Source organism: Xylanibacter rarus (assembly GCF_001275135.1).
GTDB lineage: Bacteria > Bacteroidota > Bacteroidia > Bacteroidales > Bacteroidaceae > Prevotella > Prevotella rara.
In genome coordinates, this window is record NZ_LFQU01000003.1 from 108496 (window position 1) to 128953 (window position 20458).

The 20458-nt window shown below is 44.3% G+C and carries 18 protein-coding genes; 15 read left to right on the forward strand and 3 right to left on the reverse strand.

The genetic code is table 11. From position 1 onward, the window contains the following. Positions 1–112 precede the first annotated feature (112 nt). Positions 113–505 carry a VOC family protein gene (locus tag ACU52_RS03145; RefSeq protein ID WP_021855548.1) on the reverse strand — a complete coding sequence of 131 codons (393 nt, stop codon included), beginning with the start codon at positions 503–505 and terminating at the stop codon, positions 113–115. 557 nt (positions 506–1062) lie between these two features. Between ACU52_RS03145 and ACU52_RS03150 the strand changes: the two genes are divergently transcribed. From ACU52_RS03150 to ACU52_RS03185, 8 genes are all read left to right on the forward strand, one after another. Beyond that, positions 1063–2067 (forward strand): leucine-rich repeat domain-containing protein, encoded by a 1005-nt coding sequence (locus ACU52_RS03150; protein ID WP_053397736.1) that lies wholly within the window; start codon positions 1063–1065, stop codon positions 2065–2067. A 297-nt stretch (positions 2068–2364) separates the two neighbouring features. Continuing rightward, positions 2365–3300, forward strand: coding sequence for a transposon Tn4555 protein TnpA (tnpA, locus tag ACU52_RS03155; RefSeq protein WP_004292844.1), 936 nt, complete (start codon positions 2365–2367; stop codon positions 3298–3300). A 141-nt stretch (positions 3301–3441) separates the two neighbouring features. After that, entirely contained in the window at positions 3442–4560 is a 1119-nt protein-coding gene (locus ACU52_RS03160; RefSeq protein ID WP_004338318.1) for a tyrosine-type recombinase/integrase, read from the forward strand. A gap of 247 nt (positions 4561–4807) precedes the next feature. Continuing rightward, positions 4808–5665, forward strand: coding sequence for a transposon Tn4555 protein TnpC (gene tnpC / locus ACU52_RS03165; RefSeq protein ID WP_004339687.1), 858 nt, complete (start codon positions 4808–4810; stop codon positions 5663–5665). A gap of 199 nt (positions 5666–5864) precedes the next feature. Beyond that, entirely contained in the window at positions 5865–6239 is a 375-nt protein-coding gene (locus tag ACU52_RS03170) for an excisionase family DNA-binding protein (protein WP_004338328.1), read from the forward strand. A 5-nt stretch (positions 6240–6244) separates the two neighbouring features. Then, the gene (locus tag ACU52_RS03175; RefSeq protein ID WP_004338330.1) at positions 6245–7342 is read left to right on the forward strand and encodes an AAA family ATPase; all 1098 of its coding nucleotides are present in this window, start codon (positions 6245–6247) and stop codon (positions 7340–7342) included. Positions 7343–7345: 3 nt separating this feature from the next. Beyond that, a complete protein-coding gene (locus tag ACU52_RS03180; RefSeq protein ID WP_004292742.1) occupies positions 7346–8461 on the forward strand; it encodes a DUF6371 domain-containing protein in 1116 nt (371 codons plus the stop codon). A 283-nt stretch (positions 8462–8744) separates the two neighbouring features. Then, positions 8745–10148, forward strand: coding sequence for a hypothetical protein (locus ACU52_RS03185; protein ID WP_004339684.1), 1404 nt, complete (start codon positions 8745–8747; stop codon positions 10146–10148). 92 nt (positions 10149–10240) lie between these two features. Here the strand turns inward: ACU52_RS03185 and ACU52_RS03190 are convergent, their stop codons facing one another. Continuing rightward, the gene (locus tag ACU52_RS03190) at positions 10241–11206 is read right to left on the reverse strand and encodes a CfxA family broad-spectrum class A beta-lactamase (protein ID WP_008617283.1); all 966 of its coding nucleotides are present in this window, start codon (positions 11204–11206) and stop codon (positions 10241–10243) included. 855 nt (positions 11207–12061) lie between these two features. Between ACU52_RS03190 and ACU52_RS03195 the strand changes: the two genes are divergently transcribed. The 6 genes from ACU52_RS03195 (at position 12062) to coaW (ending at position 15920) form a co-directional block, all read left to right on the forward strand. Next, positions 12062–12751, forward strand: coding sequence for a leucine-rich repeat protein (locus tag ACU52_RS03195; RefSeq protein WP_262503037.1), 690 nt, complete (start codon positions 12062–12064; stop codon positions 12749–12751). Positions 12752–12947: 196 nt separating this feature from the next. Beyond that, positions 12948–13460: a flavin reductase gene (locus ACU52_RS03200; protein ID WP_053397738.1), complete on the forward strand. Its 513-nt coding sequence runs from the start codon at positions 12948–12950 to the stop codon at positions 13458–13460. Positions 13461–13595: 135 nt separating this feature from the next. After that, positions 13596–14279, forward strand: a complete 684-nt coding sequence (infC, locus tag ACU52_RS03205; RefSeq protein WP_053397739.1) for a translation initiation factor IF-3 — start codon at positions 13596–13598, stop codon at positions 14277–14279. A 90-nt stretch (positions 14280–14369) separates the two neighbouring features. Continuing rightward, positions 14370–14567, forward strand: coding sequence for a 50S ribosomal protein L35 (gene rpmI / locus ACU52_RS03210; RefSeq protein ID WP_021855552.1), 198 nt, complete (start codon positions 14370–14372; stop codon positions 14565–14567). Between the two features lie 33 nt (positions 14568–14600). Beyond that, the gene (rplT, locus tag ACU52_RS03215; protein ID WP_021852324.1) at positions 14601–14945 is read left to right on the forward strand and encodes a 50S ribosomal protein L20; all 345 of its coding nucleotides are present in this window, start codon (positions 14601–14603) and stop codon (positions 14943–14945) included. 132 nt (positions 14946–15077) lie between these two features. Continuing rightward, the gene (gene coaW / locus ACU52_RS03220) at positions 15078–15920 is read left to right on the forward strand and encodes a type II pantothenate kinase (RefSeq protein ID WP_021855553.1); all 843 of its coding nucleotides are present in this window, start codon (positions 15078–15080) and stop codon (positions 15918–15920) included. 53 nt (positions 15921–15973) lie between these two features. Here the strand turns inward: coaW and ACU52_RS03225 are convergent, their stop codons facing one another. Further along, positions 15974–18106 (reverse strand): Tex family protein, encoded by a 2133-nt coding sequence (locus ACU52_RS03225; protein WP_053397740.1) that lies wholly within the window; start codon positions 18104–18106, stop codon positions 15974–15976. Positions 18107–18407: 301 nt separating this feature from the next. Here ACU52_RS03225 and ACU52_RS03230 point away from each other — a divergent pair, with 301 nt between their 5' ends. Then, positions 18408–20267 carry an SLC13 family permease gene (locus ACU52_RS03230; RefSeq protein WP_053397769.1) on the forward strand — a complete coding sequence of 620 codons (1860 nt, stop codon included), beginning with the start codon at positions 18408–18410 and terminating at the stop codon, positions 20265–20267. Positions 20268–20458 lie beyond the last annotated feature (191 nt).

The following is a 20458-nucleotide window of genomic DNA, read 5'->3' on the forward strand; positions in this document are numbered from 1 at the left end:
GCGCCATTGCGTAAGGCTGCGTTTTTAGTGAAAGTATGTGCAAAATACTTTTTTGTATAGGCAGACTATGCAAATATCATTGGCAGATTTTTGTGCTATTCTGTCGCAAATGTTATTTGTCGCTTTTATTCTTTACCGGTAGAATTTCGATCCAATATCCGTCAGGGTCGTTGATGAAGTAGAGATGCATGTCATGGTTTTCATAACAAACCCATCCTTTTGACTTGTGGAATTCAAACACCTCATTATAGTCTTCTGCAACTCTGAAACAGATGTGGCTCTCGTTGTCTCCCAGCTCGTATGGTTGCGGATGGTCTTTAAGCCAAGTGAGTTCAAGTTCGTACAGGCCTTTGTCGTCTGTAAGTTTTACTATAATAAACGAGCCGTCTTTCGCTTCCATACGTGAATTGACGTGCAGTCCTACAGCCTCTTCGTAGAATTTAATGCTGCGTTCGATGTCCGTTACGTTGATGTTGCAGTGGTCTAAAAATCCAGTTACTTTCATAATTTCTTTGTTTATCTTGTTTTTTGACTATGCAAAGATAATGAAAGGAGAGAGCAATGCAAAACAAAAAAACATTTTTTGAATTTATAATGCCGGGCTGCATCCTATATTAAACGATAGCGATAACATGTTATTTTAATGTATGGATTTTGATCTTTATCGTTGGCTGGTCTGTAAAATGATGGGTCAGGAGATAGCTTATCATACCTTATATTATATAAAGGTTGCGAACGTTGTAGATAGACGTCTCCATAAGACATTTATTGCTGACAGGAAGCGTCGTTTCTCCACTTAATTACAAAATAATTGTTAATTTATTCTCTTTTATGGTGATGTTATCTTGTTTCATATAGAAAATGTCATATGTTTGGAAACTTATTTCCTTTTTTGATACATTTGTTGGATGTGTGTCATGTAGCCGTATTTTTATGGCTGTTATAAAATGGAATTTTGTTGATGCCTCTTAAAACAAGTCTGGTATTAGTATATGGGTTAATTCGAAAAATGGTTACGATAAAGCTCTGCAGTCAATTGTTTAACTAAAGATAAAAAAGTGTATGGAAAAATTTACTTATTTTTTAGAGCAGAAAAGAATCAGGAGATTTAATTTGCGTAGATGTGCATTTGCGGCAATATTTCTTTGTGCTGCATCTTCAGTTTTTGCACAAGGATACCCCGAAACATCTTACAAACTGTCTGATGACAAGACTGTGCTTGAGAGCTGGAAGGGTGATGAGACAGACATCGACATGAATTCTGATGCAAATCTGAAAGGTGTTAATGAGATTGCAGATTATGCTTTTGACGGTAATACGAACGTTAAGAGCGTCGTGATTGGAGAGAATGTAAAGACGATAGGCGCTGGCGCATTCCTGGATTGTACCTCTCTTGAAAAAGTTGTGATGCCTGATGGGCTTGAAACTATAGGACGTGCCGGCTTTTCAAGTTGCACAGAACTGAAGAATGTGGTTTTGCCAACCTCGCTGAAGAGTATGGGCAATTCTGTCTTTTATAACTGTGCTGCAATAGATAAAATTATTATTCCGGCAGAGGTTACATCTGTGCCTGACGGAGCGTTTAACAGCTGCTATAGTCTGTCGTCTGTTACCTTTGGTGACAAGGTAGAGACAATAGGCGAGGAGGCTTTTAAGTTGTGTTCGTCACTTACGGAAATATCGTTTCCTGTATCATTGAAGGAGATTGGCACGAATGCTTTTGTAGAATGTTCTCAGCTTAGTGACATCCGTTTCAATACTTCTTTAGAGACCATCGGTAAAGGGGCATTTAGCGGGTGCGGATTAACCAGCTTGGATATGTCTGGCCTGAATGCTTTGCAGACAGTAAAAATCCAGGCGTTTTTAGATTGTGCAAAACTGTCTGTTCTTGTGCTTCCCAACCATGTTGTTTCTTTTGTTTCGGGTGCATTTCAGGGATGTACTTCACTGACAGAAGTTACTATTCCTGATTCTTATAAAGAGATAGGCGTAAAGATGTTCCAGGGCTGTATTTATAACCATAGAACAACCAAAACTAATCAGAAATATCCGAGTGTAAATCTTTAATTACCAGCATATTCTAAAATTTAACACTTTTCGGTTGCCATTTGTCGCTTCCCAAATTTCCACATATTTTTGAGACGTATTTCTGACGTGGAGAATTTGCGGGGCTTGTTTTTTGTCACACCGTGCAGACAGTTGACAAGGGTTTACAACCGTTTACGACAAGCGACAATAACCGCCCCGATATGCGGAAACAGTCACACTGTGTAGAAAAGCGACAATGGTTGACTTCCGTTCACATCCGTTTACCATTTCAGAGATATAGGATTGAAGAAATGAACCATTAAACGATAAAACGGTATGAAAGCAACCAGAAAATGCAGTTTTTGCGGCAAGTCCTTTGTAACCCGAAGCGGTATGCAAAGATATTGCAGTGAGGCTTGTCAGGCAGAAGCCAAACGAGCCAGAGTGATGCAGAAGAACAACCTCTTCAAAGTCGCCCAACCCTTGATGGAGATACAGCATCAGGAGTATCTCACCTTTTCCAAAGCAGCCATCCTCATGGGCTGTTCCCGACAGTACATTTACAAACTTGTAGCCATCGGCAAGCTGAAAGCCTCACGCATCAGCAACCGCATGGCATTCATCCGCAGAGCCGACATCGAGCAGATGTTGGAGGGCAATCCCTATCACCGCATCCTGCCCGGCAACACCTCCACACCAAGGAAATCATCTTCATCTTCCTTACCTGCCAAAAGAGAAAAAAGGGAAAAGGAAAGCGAAGAAGTGTTGGACTTCTATTCGGGCGAGGAGGTGATGTCCCTTTTTAAGGTAAAGCAGTCATGGCTTTACACTTCCGCCAAGCGTAACCATATCCCCATCTGCCGTATCGCAGGAAAGAACTATTACAGCAAGAAGCATATTGACGAGTTTTTCGGTGTGGCAGTTGATATTAGCGAAATTACCGACTGGCTACTGACCGAGGAGGTGGAGGAACTGTTCGGCATGAAGCCGACCGCACTCCGTGCCTACACCTATCGCCATAAGATACCCACTAAAAGAGAGTACGGGCGTACCTATTACTCCAAATCACATTTGAACGAACTCCGCAGAACTGACCTTGTGAACGATGAACGCTACTATACCGTTGAGCAGGTGCAGCAAATCTATGGTCTTTCGTCAGCCAACATCTGCCATATCGTCAAGGTGAAGCACATCGAAAAGATAAAGGTGGGTGTGAAAAACCTGCTTTTGCGCTCAGATGTGGAGCGTGTCATGGCTGAAAGGAACAAATAACCGTGAAAAATCGGGATTATCGAAAATTATTTCAAAATGATGTATCGTGGAGGTATTCACGGATATTTCACGTTGTTCCTTTGCCATCGGAAACATGGATACAACTCCAAAATGTATACAACCAATTAAAACATAATTATTATGAGTAAATGCAAAACAGTTACCTTGCGTAAGCGCAAGATTAAGAACGGGACACAGTATTCACTATGCCTTGACTACTATCCCGGCTACCGTGACAATGTCACCATGAGAGTGATTACACGTGAAGCCTTAGGAATTTACATCTTCGCCAAACCTGCAAACCAGCAGGAACGGGACTTCAACGCACGCATGATGAAGAAAGCGGTCATCCTGCGCAACCAGCGCTACGAAGCCATTTTCAATGAAAACAACGGCTTTTTTGACAAGACCAAGATGAAGGGCGATTTCCTTGCCTATTTCAAAGGACTGGCTGACCGCAAGAATATCAAGTGGCAGCACGTATACAAGCATTTCCAGCGGTTCGTGAACGGCAAATGCACCTTTGAGGAGGTGGATGTGGATTTGTGCCGCAAGTTCATGGAATACCTGCTTGATGCACCCCAATCCATCCACACCAACCAAAAGCTGCACATCAACTCCGCAGCAGGCTATTGGTCAACTTTCCGTGCCGTGCTGCACACCGCCTACCGTGACAGGAAGATAAAGGAGAACCCAAACGGCTTCTTAGACCGCATCGAGTGCATTCCCACCATCAGGGAGCATTTGAGCCAAGAGGAACTGATACGGCTTGCCGAAACACCCTGTGAGGAGGAGGTCTTGAAAAAAGCTTTTCTTTTCGCCTGTCTTACGGGACTGAGAAAGAGCGACATCAGACAGCTCACGTGGCAGCAGATACAACCATACACCAACGGCAGGATGTTCGTTACCACCCGTATGCAGAAAACCAAAGAAATAGTGCATAACCCCATCAGTGATGAAGCCTATGGACTGCTGGGAGAACGGGGCGAGGGACTTATCTTTGAGGATTTCAAGGACAAGATGCTGCAAGGACCACTCCAACGGTGGCTCACGGCAGCAGGGATAACCAAGAAAATCACCTTTCACTGTACCCGCCACAGCTTCGGAAGCCTGCACGTGGAAATGGGAACGGACATGGCTGTCATCCAAGCCTATCTCGGACATAAGAACATTACCACCACACAAATCTATTCCAAGATAGCAGCGCAGCAGATGTGTCAGGTGGTGGACAAGATAACCTTGAAGCGCAAGGAGGCATAAATGTCTCACATTGACAGGTATTCAGAGGGGCGGTTATGGCTACAAGGCTATAATCGCCCCTCTATGTTTTTGGCTTGATGCCACCATTTATAAGCCCCTCAGAGTATGAAACAGAGTATGATATGATGACATTTCGTGAAATACATTGAAAAAGACCGTTCTAACCGCAAATAACGGGCAGTAATTGGGAAAAATAGCATTAACTTTGCACAAAATAATACAGGAACATTCAATCTCTCAACGAAATATGGAATCATCAATCAAGGACAAATACATCATCTTGGGCTTTGTCGGCTTCGCCATCGTCCTAATATCTTCCATTGCCACGCTGGTAATAGCGGACAGCTTCAACCAAGACAACTTTGTCAGGTGGATAGTATTCGTATGCTGTAACCTGTTGGGATGGTTGCTCTATCTCTCCTTTCAGACACTTATCTTTGATACATACGAAATCTACAAAATCAAGTTCGGCAAGAAAGAAACGATTGCCGAAGCCATAGAGGTGCAGGAAGAACTGTCACAAAATACACTTGAAGAAGCCACATCTGTGCCTGGACCTACATCAGTCCCTGAGCCTGTACCCGAATCATCCCCGACAAAAGAAGAGACACTTATCCAAACACAACCGATAGAGCTTACTATCGCCCCGGATCTTCACGAAAAGAACCGTGCCAATTACGCAAGCAGAGAGCAACGGGAAAAGGAAGAGCGCATCCGCATGGTCATGGAGTATTGCCATTATTACCTGCCTCGCATTGCCGACCAAGAAACCGTGAACCACATCTGTACTGAGGTGGACAAATGGATGAATCTTAACACTTATACCCCGAAGCCCATACAAAGACCGTTTACCAAAGACATCAACAACATTCCACTCCGTCACTTCGTATGGAATATCTCTGAGCGTTTCCTGTACAAGAGATACTACAATGGGGATAACCGTGCCAAGTTCATCAAAGCCCTTTTCCCGAAATCGTTTGCTGATACAGACTTATCAACCATCAAGAATTTCAAGGTAGAGCCGTTAAAGACGGAAATTCCCATTGATGAACCCGAAAACGGCAAACTTGATTTCCACTATCCCGAGGATTATGTGCGGAATTAGGATAATCACGACACCAACGACAACCATCCGGTAACTCATAACCGCCTGTTTTACATCGTTTCCCGAGTAATTTTACCCGTCATTTATGGCTGGGCTTAATTATTCGGGAATTATTTTGCAATGACGTGTCGTGGAGATATTCACGGATATATCATTTCAGTCCTTTGCGCCAAGTCTTACAAAAGAGACGAGTACGCGAATGGAAAAATCAATTCTTACCTTCAACGACCTCCCCGAGGTTGTCGCTCAGCTTCGAGACGAAGTGATGAGCCTGAAAAGCCTGCTCGCCGAGCAGCGCAGTGTGAACAATGCCAAAACGGTGGACACCCACGTGCCCATGTCTGTGGACGAGGCAGCAGAGTATTTAGGTATCCCTAAGGGTACGCTCTACATGAAACTGTCAGAAGGGACAATCCCTGCCACCAAGCCCGGCAAACGCTATTGCCTTTACCGTGACGAACTGGACAAGTGGCTGGAAACCGCCCGAAAGAATCCCATACCGTTGTCAGACGAGGAACTGAACAAGTCCTTATCCTCTTCCCACCGTCGCAAGCCCAACCCACGTAACTGGTGAATGATATGGAAGAGGATAAGAACTATATCAACCTGATACGTGGCGACCTCACAAAAGCATCCCAAGCGCATAACGGTATGCCCGACAGTGTAGGCATGATGAATATCAAGACGGCAAACCAAACCATTCTTGAAGCATCGTTATTGCCTACGCCCCGTGCGCTGTGGGACAGCTTTTGGTACGAGGGGGAACTCTCCTGCTTGTTTGCCGATTCCAACGTGGGCAAGTCCATCCTTGCCGTGCAGATAGCCGACCGCATCGCCCGAACCGACAATGTGCTGTATCTGGACTTTGAACTGTCCGAAAAGCAGTTCCAGCTCCGCTATACCAACGAGCATGGAGAGCTCTACACCTTTCCCGACAAAATCTATCGGGTGTCTATTGACTGCAACCAGCTTTTGGATGCCAACTTTGAGGAAGCTATCATAGGCGGCATTGAACAGATGGCTGTGCAGACCGACTGCAAGATTTTCATCATTGACAATCTTACCTACCTGTGTTGCGCCATGGAGAAAGGCGATGCCGCAGGACGGCTGATGATTCAGCTGAACAATCTCAAAAAGAGATATGCGCTCTCTATCCTTGTCCTGGCACATACGCCCAAACGCTCTTTGGATTGTCCCATCACATCCAACGACCTTGCCGGAAGCAAACGGCTCTACAATTTCTTTGACAGCGTGTTCACCATTGGAAAAAGTGCCCAAGACGGAGGGCTTCGCTATGTGAAGCAGCTTAAAGTGCGCTATGGCACGTTCTCTCATGATGCGGATAATGTAATCGTTTACGAGATTGACAAGGTGGATGCTTTCTTGCAGTTCGTGTTCAGGGGCTATTCCACGGAAAAGGAACACTTGAAAAAATTGGGCGACAATGAATCAAGCCAAAGGGATTGCCAAATTCTGCAACTCTCCCAATCGGGCAAGTCCGTCAGGGAGATAGCCTCACAGGTGAATTGTGGCAAGTCCACCGTAAACCGTATCATCCAGCGCAGCAAAGAGAGTAAAAACGCAGGTGTCCCAAGTGTCCCACTGTCCCAACCCTTAGAGTGTGGGACAATGGGACAGGATGGGACAGCCGACAATCAACCATCAAAAACGGACTAAGCTATGGGCAATTATTCATTACAGAAGTATAAAGGAACGGCAACACGGCATACCTGCCCCAAATGCGGAGACAGGCATTCTTTCGTCTATTACGTGGACGAAAATAATGTGCCGTTGCATCCATCGGTCGGCAGATGTAACCACGAAAGCGGTTGTGGGTATCACTACACTCCGAAAGAGTATTTTCAAGAGCATCCTGAACACAGAACTACCAATGATTTCTCTTTTGACAGGCAAAGAGCAGAGCAGAAGAAAGTGAAGCAGCAAAGTAAGCCGACAGCCATCGGCTATATTCCCCCTCACTATGTGGAGAAGTCGCAAAGCGAGCGTAGCAATTTCTTCCGTTTCCTCTTCACACTCCTTACTTCCTACTATGGCGACAAGGCGAAAGAGGTGTTGAAGCGGTTGTTGGAGGAATACCGTTTGGGGGCTACCCGTGACGGCTCTGTTATCTTTTGGCAGATAGACAGGACGGGCAAGGTACGCACGGGAAAGGTGATGCAGTACAATCCCGAAGACGGACACCGTATCAAGGGAGGACAGACATCGGCAGTGAACTGGATACACAGCATATTGAAAAAGCAGCGTGTGTTGGCAGAGGATTGGCAACTATCCCAATGCCTTTTCGGGGAACACTTGTTGAAAACGCATCCCGACAAGGTGGTGGTCTTGGTGGAATCCGAGAAGAGTGCCGTTATCGGTTCTGCTATCTTCCCCGATTATGTATGGCTGGCTACGGGTGGTAAGAGTCAGATGAGAGAAGAGAAACTCCGTGTACTGTCAGGGCGAACCGTGCTTCTCTTTCCCGATGCCGATGCTTATGCCGAGTGGAAACAGCGAGCCGAGAGCATGTACTTTTGTAAGGTGGTGGTTTCGGACATCATCGAAAGGAATGCCACCCCGAAACAAAAAGAAGCCCATATCGACATAGCCGATTGGATTATCTTTCAGATACGGGAGGGCAAGGTGATGAGTACAGCCAACCACTTGGTCGAGGCTGAGAGAATCCTCCAGCGGATGATAGAGAAGAATCCCGTCCTGCAAAAACTGATAGACGATTTAGACCTTGTGCTGGTCGGTGCATCTCCAATCGGCAACGATGATGAAAAACCTCCCTGACGGAGGAGAGCGGAAGCCGTAGGCTGGAGTTTGCAGACAATGGCTTGCCATTGATATAGCCCACTATAACTACACGCTCCGCTTACGTAGTTGTGGGCTCTCCCGAGGGGATTAGGGTTTTACCCTAATGACCCACTCAGGGCGTTTCTCCCCTGAGAACCCAGAGCAAAGAGTGACCCTCTCTTTGCAATCTCCGCTTATGGGTTGCACCCCTAAGAACCCCATGCGTTTACGGACAGCGGAAAAGCAAACAATAAAGTACAAACCCAAAAAACAAGTATCTATGGCAACAAAATCAAGCATACATATCAAGCCCTGCAATATCGCATCGAGTGAGGCTCACAACAGGAGGACTGCCGAATACATGCGCCACATCGGAGAGTCCAGAACCTATGTGGTTCCAGAACTCTCCACCGATAATGAGCAGTGGATAAATCCCGACTTCGGCAGTCCGGATTTGCGGATGCATTATGACAATATCAGACAGATGGTAAAGGAAAAGACCGGACGTGCCATGCAGGAAAAGGAGCGTGAACGCAAAGGCAAGAACGGTAAAATAGTCAAGATTGCGGGATGCTCCCCCATACGTGAAGGAGTGCTGCTTGTCAGGTCGGACACCACACTGGCAGACGTGCGTAAATTCGGTGAGGAGTGTCAAAGACGCTGGGGAATCACACCGCTGCAAATCTTCCTGCACAAGGATGAAGGGCATTGGCTGAACGGTCAGCCGGAAGCGGAAGACAGGGAAAGCTTCAAAGTCGGGGACAGATGGTTCAAGCCGAACTATCATGCCCATATCGTTTTCGACTGGATGAACCACGAAACAGGAAAGAGCCGAAAGCTCAATGACGATGACATGATGCAGATGCAGACCCTTGCATCCGACATCCTGCTGATGGAACGCGGGCAGTCAAAGGCTGTCACTGGTAAGGAGCATCTGGAACGGAACGACTTTATCATTGAGAAGCAGAAAGCTGAACTGCAACGCATGGATGCAGCCAAACGGCACAAAGAAGAACAGATAAATCTTGCCGAGCAGGAACTGAAACAGGTGAAATCAGAAATACGCACTGACAAGTTAAAGAAGACAGCCACCACGGCAGCGACAGCCATAACTAGTGGAGTTGCTTCTCTTTTCGGGAGTGGAAAACTGAAAGAACTGGAACGTGCCAACGAAAAACTGCAAGACGAGGTTTCAAAACGGAACACCAATATTGAAAAATTGCAGAGCCAAGTACAGCAGATGCAGAAACAGCATGATACGCAAATCCACAATCTCAGAGAAATGCACAGGCAGGAACTTGACATGAAAGAAAAAGAACTGTCACGGCTCGCCAGAATCATAGACAAGGCTTTCAGGTGGTTTCCGATGTTCAGGGAAATGCTGCGCATGGAAAAGTTTTGTGCCATGCTGGGATTCTCTAAAGAAATGACTGAAAGTCTTATAGTCAAAAAAGAAGCCCTGAAATGTAGCGGTAAAATCTATTCCGAGCAACACAGGCGGAACTTTGATATAAAGGATGATATTTTAAGGGTGGAAAATGACCCTGACGATGAAAGCAGGCTGAACCTGACAATAAACAGGAAGCCGATTGCCGACTGGTTCAGGGAGCAATGGCACAGGCTTAGATATGGAGCAAGAGTGCCGCAACAGGAAGAAAGAAAAAGTAGAGGATTCAAATTATAATAGAAGCAATTTGATTAGTAATCTAAAAGCACTCCGATAACGATTAGAGTGCTTTTAGATTGTTTATCATTAATTATCAAAGCAAGTGCAGTTTAAGATTTTACTGAAGTTTGCATTAATAAAGAATATACTACAGCTGATATATGCGCAACATATTGTGACGCTTGTGATTCATTTCCCTTGAAATCCTTAACAAATACCGCTAAGGTATAACTGATATTATTAGGCAGACATATATAGGCAACATCATTGTGAGCTGCAAGAACACCATTTTCATTAACAGAACCTGAACCTGTCTTATGCGCTATAACAACCCCTTCTTTATCAAGAAGTGGAGCTGCTATCCTATCTACACCTGTTTTGCATTCTTTTAACGTATTCTTAATGAAACTTTGTTTCTCATCATCGATAAGACCTTCAGTAAACAAACGATTCATCAACATTGCAGCACCAAGAGGAGATGTATAGTTAGAGTAAGCCTTGTTATGGTCAGCCGACATTTCCTCTTCCGTATAAGCTATCTGAAAACTTGAACGAGGAATGAGTGTGGCTATAAAACTATCTGTTTGAGCGACATTAACCATATCCTTAAACATAAGGTTGCTTGCATTGTTGTCACTCTGAGTAAGAGTATAACGCAGCAAATCTCTCACTGTCAATGATATGACTGGCCCTGAATAATCTTTCAGCATAGGACTCCAAGTCTTTGGGTCAAGTTTATCCCTATTTATATTTACTAAGGTATCAAGTGAAATTCCTTTATTGTCAAAGTCATTACAAAGAGCTAATGCCTGATGAACCTTAAACACACTCATCATAGGATAAACACTCTTATTATTGACCTTAACCGTATCTCTGTTATTAACAATAACCGCCACACCAATTTCGCCAGGACAAGCTGAGACAATTTGAGAAATGCTATCAGTCAAAACATTTGTTAAAGGAGGATTTGCGCTATCTTTTGTCGCTGATTTATGGAACAATGAAAATACCAAGATGAAAATGCAAACTAAAGCTATACTCAAAACTACGATTTGTTTTTTTCTGTTTTTTTCCATGTTTATATTATTTATATTTGTTTGACGAGAATATCTTTATTTGCCGACAAAGGTACATAACTTTACGGAAAAATATGTTTCTAAAATATATAAAAATATATAAATAGACAGCTGTGGGGAAAATGTGGGGAAAAATTAATTATCAAAAAGGCTAAATGACTGGAAATAATCACTTAGCCTTTTAATCCGTACCCAGACCCGTACTTCGTAATTGCTGCGCCCATCATTCAAGACTGTCAAATCGGGTCTTTCCTGTCAAGCCAATGATGCCTATGCGTATGCCAAACACATGGATTACGGATTTCTCGTTCCGTGAACAAACACTTTATCCGCAACTCTGCTATGTGGTGTATTGGCTTAACTCCATTTCTATGGGCAACACTTTTGTTGCAGATTTCAAGCAGCTTTTATCGAAATACCCATCAGTAAGAACTCGTTTATTAGGCTTTCCTCATAATTGGGAACAAGAGCCTTTGTGGAGATAAAATAATTGCCCTGTTTCTTAAAAAGCACTGGGGCAAACCAGCTCCGTCTTTAATTGTTTCCAATAAATGGATTGTTTCAAGCCCCTATAGAAAGAGAACAAAAATTCCTGTGTGAAAATTAATCTACGACAAGGAGCAAGCAAGGAGCAATATCAAACAAAAATCAATACCTTTGCAGTACATATGAGATAGACCAAAACAAAAGTGGAATATCGGAAACGAATAGCAAGGAAAAGAGAAGAAACGACCCAAGTTGATGTCCTTTTTGAGTTAATAATCAATAAAAGCGTTAAATCTTCACCTTTTAGAATGTGCAATTAAAAATAACAACCATATTTCTGACTTATTATCTATAAAATATTGAGTAATAATCGGTTGTAAATACGATAATTGTACGGCTTTAGAGAAGCTGACTTTGGGCGCAAACCTTGAGACTATTGGAAATGGAGCATTCTTTGAGTGTACGGCACTTAAAGATATAGCTTGGAATGACAAGCTTACCCGTATAGACTGGAGTGCTTTTTATTCATGTAAATCTTTAGATGATATCACGTTGCCCGAAAGTGTTGAATATATAGACGATTACGTGTTCCAGAATTGCAGTGGATTGCTCAGTGTGTCTTTAGGCAGTCGCGTTTCACATATAGGTACAGAGTGCTTCTCCGGGTTATCTGGTTTGCAGCAGTTCAGCGTTTATGCCGTTGAGCCGCCAAGTCTCGGTTCTTATGTCTTTAATCTCACTCCGGTAGGCAAGTGCAAGTTGTTTGTTCCTGAAGAAAGTATCGATAAGTATAAAGAGGCAGAACAATGGAAAGACTTCATGACCACAACAACATCAATTGCTTCTGTTTCAGAGGGACAAATGCCGCTGATTAGAGTTGCGCCGGGAATGTTGAACATAGATAATCTGAATGATGGCTCGGCACTTTCTGTTTATACATTGGCCGGGCAGAAAGTATATTCGGCTGCATCAGACTCCGGCAGTATGTCGGTTGCTCTTCAGTCTGGTATGTATGTGGTTTGCATAAACGATGTTGCGTCAAAAGTGTTAATACCATAACAGTTTGAATGTTTAAGTTCTTATTTGAAACTGTCCTCAGTAAGCAGGGCAGTTTCAAATTTTTTATGCATAGTTCAAAAAGAAATCTTTTCAAATATGACAATATCTTTGCCGGCAATACAAAAACTCGGCTCTTAGTTTTGCTTTGCTGTAATCTTGCATTATCTTTGCAACTATTATTTATAAATGACAGAAGATGAAGAAGGTAGATATAAAAACTCTGAACGAAAATTTTATAGAAGCAATAGGCAAAGAATGGATGCTTATAGCATCAGGCAACAGAGACCATTTTAATGTCATGACAGCTTCATGGGGCTGTGTAGGGTGGTTATGGAATAAACCTGTAGCCGTGATATTTGTTAGGCCCGAACGTTTTACTCATGATTTTATTGAAGACAATGCCGTTGTGACGTTGTCCTTTCTAGGAAAAGATCCAGATATGCGCAGCATATACAATCTTTGCGGTTCAAAGTCAGGCCGTGAATGTGATAAAGTCAAGGCAACAGAACTTATGCCGGTTGACACAGAATGCGGCAGCGTTACGTTTAAGCAGGCACGTCTTACGCTTGAGTGTGAAAAGCTTTATAAAGACAACATCAAGCCTGAGTGTTTTCTCAATCCTGAAATAAGCAAATGGTACGGCGGTTCGCATGGCGGATATCATGATGCTTACATTCTGGAAATCAAAAATGTATATGTAAGTCAATAATTTAGGTGTGCAAGACATGTCCTTCATAATGATTTTGACGATAAAGATAAAAAAGGTAAGAAATATTTTGTTGATTGATTGAAAAATAGTAAATTTGCACCCGATTTTCATAAAATAGTTGAATGAAATAGTTGAATGAAGAACGACAAGAACAATCATTATCGCGTGAATGAACAAATTCGCGTAAAGGAAGTCCGTATCGTAGGTGATAACGGATCAACAGTAGTACCAACACGTCAGGCGTTGGAGATGGCGCGTGAGGAAGGTGTTGACCTTGTGGAAATATCTCCTAATGCACAGCCACCTGTATGTCGTCTCATCGACTATAGTAAATTCCTCTATCAGCAGAAAAAACGTGCTAAGGAGCTTAAGGCAAAGCAGGTTAAGCAAGAGGTAAAAGAAATAAGATTCGGACCTCAGACCGATGAGCATGACTACAACTTTAAGTTGAAGCATGCGAAAGAGTTCCTTGAAGAAGGCAATAAGGTTCGTGCTTTTGTATTCTTCCGCGGTCGCTCAATTTTGTTTAAAGAGCAAGGTGAGGTGCTGCTGTTGCGTTTCGCTAACGATTTGGAAGAATATGGTAAAGTTGAGCAGATGCCGGCACTTGAGGGCAAGAAGATGTTCCTTTATCTAAGTCCGAAAAAGGCTGGTGTTGCCAAGAAGAGCCAGCAGAAGATGGACCGTGAGCGTCGTGAGGCTGAAGCAAAAGCAGCTGACAGCGTTGCCGAGAAGAATGTTTCTGCAGCCGGTGGCCTGTTTGATAACGCCAAGAACGGAGCTGATGCACTGAAAAAGCTCAGTGAAGGAAACGACTAAATTAACGAGAAATAATAAATATGTGCGTAACGTCCTGGTATATACGTTGCCACAGCTAATAAATAACAACTAATTTAAATTTAAGAAAAAATGCCAAAAATGAAGACAAATTCCGGTGCAAAGAAGAGATTCCGTTTCACCGGTACAGGTAAGATTAAGAGACATCATGCTTACCACAGTCACATCCTGACTAAGAAAACAAAGAAGCAGAAACGTAATCTGGTACACCAGACAATCGTAGACCAGAGCAACATGAAGCAGGTACGCGACTTGCTGTGTCTCCGTTAATCAATGTCGAACAAAAATTAGAGGAAAAAAATTATGCCAAGATCAGTAAATCACGTTGCTTCAAGAGCAAAAAGAAAAAGAATTTTAAAGCTCACTCGTGGATACTACGGAGCTAGAAAAAATGTCTGGACAGTTGCCAAGAATACATGGGAGAAAGGTTTGACCTATGCTTACCGTGATCGCCGTAACAAGAAACGTAACTTCCGTTCTTTGTGGATACAGCGTATCAATGCTGCAGCTCGTCTTGAGAATATGAGCTACTCAACACTTATGGGTGCTTTGCACAAGGCTGGTATCGAGATTAACCGTAAGGTTCTTGCTGACCTCGCTGTAAACAATCCTGAGGCTTTCAAGGCTATCGTTGAGAAAGTAAAATAAGATGTAACTGAATCTTATATATTAACCGCAATCTCTTTGATGAGAGGTTGCGGTTTTTCTTTATATTATAGAGTGAGTTCTGCTTAGGCTTTTTTCTTGCTAATCATTGTCTTTGTAAAAAGTTTAAATATTATGGGAATAGTTATCGGTATTGATGTCGGAATCAGTACGACAAAAATAGTTGGAATACGTGACGGGCATGTTGTTTCGCCTATACGTGTCAAGGCAACAGACCCTGTTACTTCTTTATATGGTGCATTCGGAAAGTATCTGTATGACAATAAGATACAACTTTCTGATGTAGAGCATGTTATGCTTACAGGTGTTGGCAGCGCATATATAAACGAACCTGTTTATGGCTTGCCTACCGATAAAGCTAACGAGTTTATAGCTGACGGACTTGGTGCCCGACATGAGTCAGGAAGGGACAAGATAATTGTTGTGAGCATGGGCACCGGAACATCTCTTGTAAAATGTGACGGCGATAAGATAGAGCACATTGGCGGAATAGGGATTGGAGGCGGAACTCTGCAGGGCTTGGCGCGTCTTATGCTGAAGACAGATGACATACGTACTGTGTCAGAGATTGCGATGAATGGTGACGTGTCAAAGATAAATTTAACTATTGGTGACATAAGTGCCAAACCGTTGCCTGGATTACCGATGTCTGCAGTAGCTTCATTGTTTGGTAATGCAAAAAGTGATGCTTCTCGTGAAGATATTGCCATCGGGCTGATTTGGGCTGTCTTGCAGTCTGTCGGACAGTCTGCGGTGTTGGCTTCGATAGGCAGTGATATTCGCGAGTATGTTATGATTGGCAATCTAACTTTGCTGCCTCAATGCCGTAGGGTGTTTCCTCCTATTGAGAAACTATATCGTGTAAAACTCATTATCCCTGAATATTCTGAATATTGTACTGCTATTGGTGCTGCTTTGAGCTATTTTGATAAAAGGTATAAAACAGAACGATTATAAAATATTTTGTCGGTTGAAATAAAGTGACATATATTTCAACCGACATTAATACATTATTTGCATGCTTTCATCGAAAGCGATATTCTGTTGCGTCTGCGGTCTACCTCTATAACCTTCACCATTACGTGCTGATGTAATTTGACAACCTGTGTGGGGTCGCTTACATATCTGTCGGCAAGCTGTGATATGTGCACCAGTCCGTCCTGATGAACTCCAATATCGACAAAAGCTCCGAAGTTGGTAATGTTGGTTACAATGCCCGGCAGAACCATGCCTTCAACAAGATCGTCGGGAGTGCTCACGTTAGGATCAAATTCAAACTCTTCGAGTTGTTCGCGCGGATCGCGTCCAGGCTTTTCAAGTTCGGCCATAATATCTGTTAGCGTTGGCATGCCTACTTTTTCGCTTACATATCTGTCAAGCCTGATGCTCTTTCGCTTGTCTTTGTCTTTAATCAGTTCTGCCACGCTGCATCCGCAGTCTTTTGCCATTTTCTCTACAATCTTATAGCTTTCAGGGTGTACGGCTGTATTGTCAAGCGGATTTTTTGCGTCCGGTATCCTCAGGAAACCTGCACTCTGCTCAAATGCCGACGGGCCGAGCCGTGGCACCTTCAGCAGTTGAGAACGGCTACGGAATGCTCCGTTGGCCGTGCGGTAGTCTATTATATTCTGTGCAAGCGTCGGTCCAAGGCCGCTCACATAGGTGAGCAGGTGTTTGCTGGCGGTGTTAAGGTTTACACCAACCGAGTTGACACAGCTTTCAACGGTAAGGTCAAGGCTCTTTTTCAGCTTGGCCTGGTCAACGTCGTGCTGATATTGTCCTACGCCGATGCTTTTAGGGTCAATCTTTACAAGTTCAGCCAGAGGGTCCATAAGTCGCCTGCCTATGCTTACGGCACCGCGCACGGTTACGTCCTTGTCGGGAAACTCCTCGCGCGCAGTCTTTGAGGCAGAATAAACTGAAGCTCCGTCTTCGCTTACTGTGAAGACCTGTATGCTGTCTGCAAGTCCGAGAGTCTTTACGAATCTGTCAGTCTCACGGCTAGCCGTGCCGTTGCCTATTGCTATGGCCTCTACGCCATACTTTTTCACCATCTCCTTTATCTGTGTTGATGCTTCTATCTGTTCATTGCGCGGAGGGTGGGGGAATATGGCTTCGTGATGAAGCAGGTTGCCCTGCTCGTCGAGGCATACCACCTTGCATCCTGTACGGAAGCCAGGGTCGATGCCCATCACGCGCTTCTGTCCCAAAGGCGCGGCAAGCAGAAGCTGGCGCAGATTCTCTGCAAATACGGCTATGGCATCGCCGTCGGCATTCTCCTTACTCAGGGTGGCAAACTCCGTTTCTATTGAAGGCTTAAGCAGACGCTTGAACGAATCGGCCACAGCTTCGCCTACTAGTGTTGAGCACCTGCCGTAGCCTCTTACGAAAAGACGTTTTAACTTTTCAACGCATTCTTCGTCGTCGGCAGAAATGCTTACGCGCAGTATGCCGTCCTTCTCGCCCCGCCTCATTGCCAGCAATCTGTGTGACGAACATCTTTTCAGCGGTTCGGAGAAATCAAAGTAGTCCGAATATTTTGCGGCCTCGTCAGTGTCGGCCTTGCTCTTTATTACTTTCGAGGTTATTATTGCCCCGCGTCTGAAGGCATTGCGCAGCTGGCTACGTGAGCGTTCGTCCTCACTGACATTTTCGGCTATAATGTCCAAAGCTCCCTTTATGGCGTCTTCCTCGCTTTTGACGTTCTCGTTTATAAATCTCCGTGCTGTTGTCTCGGGGGCGCTGTCGCGTTGCAGCATTATTATTGTTGCCAGCGGTTCGAGACCATTCTCCCTTGCCACCTGGGCCCTTGTTCGCCGTTTCGGCTTGTAGGGCATGTAGATGTCCTCAAGCACTTCCGGCTCCCAACATTCGTTAATACGCTTTTCCAGTTCGGGGGTAAGTTTACCCTGTTCGCTTATTGTCTTTATTATGGTTTCCTTACGTTTGGCGGTTTCCTTCATGCGCTCGTTCAGTTCACAAATCTGTGTTATCTGAACTTCGTCAAGCCCTCCTGTACGTTCTTTCCTGTAACGGCTTATGAAGGGGATGGTGCATCCCGAGTCGAGCAGCTCCAGGGTGTTGTCAACATATTTTATGTTGATGTTCAGAAGGTCGGATATTCGTTTGGCAAATAGATTCATCTTTACTGTATTGATTAACTTTGTTACAAAAATACTGCTTTTCGGTTAAAATGCAATCCTGTGCACCTATTTTTAAAAGTTAAATGTTATGTAGCACGGAGTACGGGTTTTATTTGTTTCGTTAAAGGATAGTAAAAAAGAGAAGCCCGTCAGCAGTCTTTCTTTTAAAATGGTTATCTTTGCATATAACCATATAACATGGTTGCCTGAGCTGTATGTCTGTCGTGCTGGCAGGTTTGCGGCCGTAGGTGTATGTCATGTTTTTTTTGATAGACTGATTCAGAAAACTATTCTTGTTTATATGATAACGACATTAATAATACTTGCTGTTTCCGCTTTCTTTTTTGCAATAGGAAAAATACGTTCAGACATTGTTGCCCTGTGTGCTCTTATACTGCTTATGTCGTTGGGCATACTGACGCCTGAAGAGGCTCTTTCTGGCTTTTCAAATTCGGTGGTGATAATGATGGTAGGCCTGTTTGTTGTTGGCGGAGCTATATTTCAGACAGGACTTGCAAAGATGATAAGCGGACGCATAATGAAGCTGGCAGGCGACAGCGAACTGCGCCTGTTTCTTCTGGTTATGACAGTTACATCCGTTATTGGGGCATTCGTCAGCAACACGGGTACGGTAGCCCTTATGTTGCCTATCGTTGTGAGTCTTGCAGCCAAGGCCGGCATAAGTGCGGGGCGCCTGCTCATGCCGTTAGCCTTTGCCAGCAGCCTTGGCGGTATGCTGACGCTTATCGGTACGCCGCCCAACCTTGTTATTCAGGGCGTTCTTTCTGAGAATGGCTATGCTCCGTTGTCGTTTTTCTCGTTCACTCCTGTCGGACTGATATGCATCGTCATCGGCATCATCGTGCTTCTGCCGCTCAGCAAGTGGCTGCTTGTCAAGAAAAATGACGGCGACAAGGATAAGGAGCACAAGACAAAATCTCTCGACGAACTTGTGCGTGAATACCGTCTTGATGAAAACCTTTCGCGCTTTGTCGTAGGGGCCGGATCGAAGGCTAAGGGAAAGACTGTGGCTGAGCTTGACGTACACAACCGTTATGGACTTACTGTGCTGGAAATAAGGCGTGAGACAACCAGGCAGAAGGGTATAATAAAAAGTGTAAGTCAGAAGCTTGCCGGTCCGAATACAATAATGCAGGACGGCGACATAATATACGTGATAGGGGAGAGAGAACAGGCATTGCGGCTTGCTGCAGACTACTCTTTGGACATCCCTTCAAAGGCTGTTTCTGACGGACGTGCAGACCATGAGTCACTCGACTTTTATGACATTGGCATTGCTGAGATAGTATTGCTGCCTACATCGCGCCTCGTAAACCGTCTGCTAAAGGAGTCGTCGTTCCGCTCTAAATATGGCATAAACATAATCGGCATAAGGCGTAAGGGCGAATATATAATGGAGGGTCTGCCTGATGTGCGCCTGCATGGGGGCGACGTGCTTCTGGTTCAGGGAACATGGGCCAACATAAGCCGTTTAGGCAGGGATGAGGACGACTGGGTGGTGCTGGGACAGCCGCTCGAAGAGGCCGCAAAGGTTACTCTCGACTATAAGGCACCGCTGGCAGCCTGCATAATGTTGCTAATGATAGCCATGATGGTGTTCGACTTTATTCCAGTAGCTCCAGTTACGGCTGTTATGATAGCCGGCGTGCTGATGGTGCTTACGGGATGTTTCCGTAACGTTGAGGCTGCATATAAGACAATTAACTGGGAGAGCGTGGTGCTTATTGCTGCCATGTTGCCTATGTCTGTGGCACTGGAGAAAACCGGAGCTTCGGCATTGATTTCTCATTCGCTTGTAAGCGGATTGGGTGCATACGGCCCGTTTGTGTTGCTTGCAGGAATTTATTTCACGACGTCGCTTCTTACTATGTTTATAAGCAACACTGCTACGGCTGTGCTTATGGCTCCCATTGCCTTGGCTTCCGCGACGGAAACTGGGTTAAGTCCATATCCATTCCTTTTTGCTGTTACGCTTGGTGCCAGCATGTGTTTTGCCTCACCGTTTTCAACACCGCCAAATGCACTTGTCATGCAGGCCGGGCGGTACACATTTATGGACTATGTAAAAGTTGGACTTCCTCTGCAGATAATTATAGGTCTGGTTATGGTGTTTGTTCTGCCTCTGCTTTTCCCGTTCTGACAAACCGGTATTTATTGTGGCCGGATAAGCAGTGATAAACCATTCATACAAAATTATATGGCTTTACTTTTAATATAATTGCCTATTAAAGCAAAACTGGCCATATCATCACTCAGAAAAGAGTGTTATGATATGGCCAGTTTTATTATTGTCTGCTCCGTTTGTGCGGGTTCTTGTTAATTTAAATACCA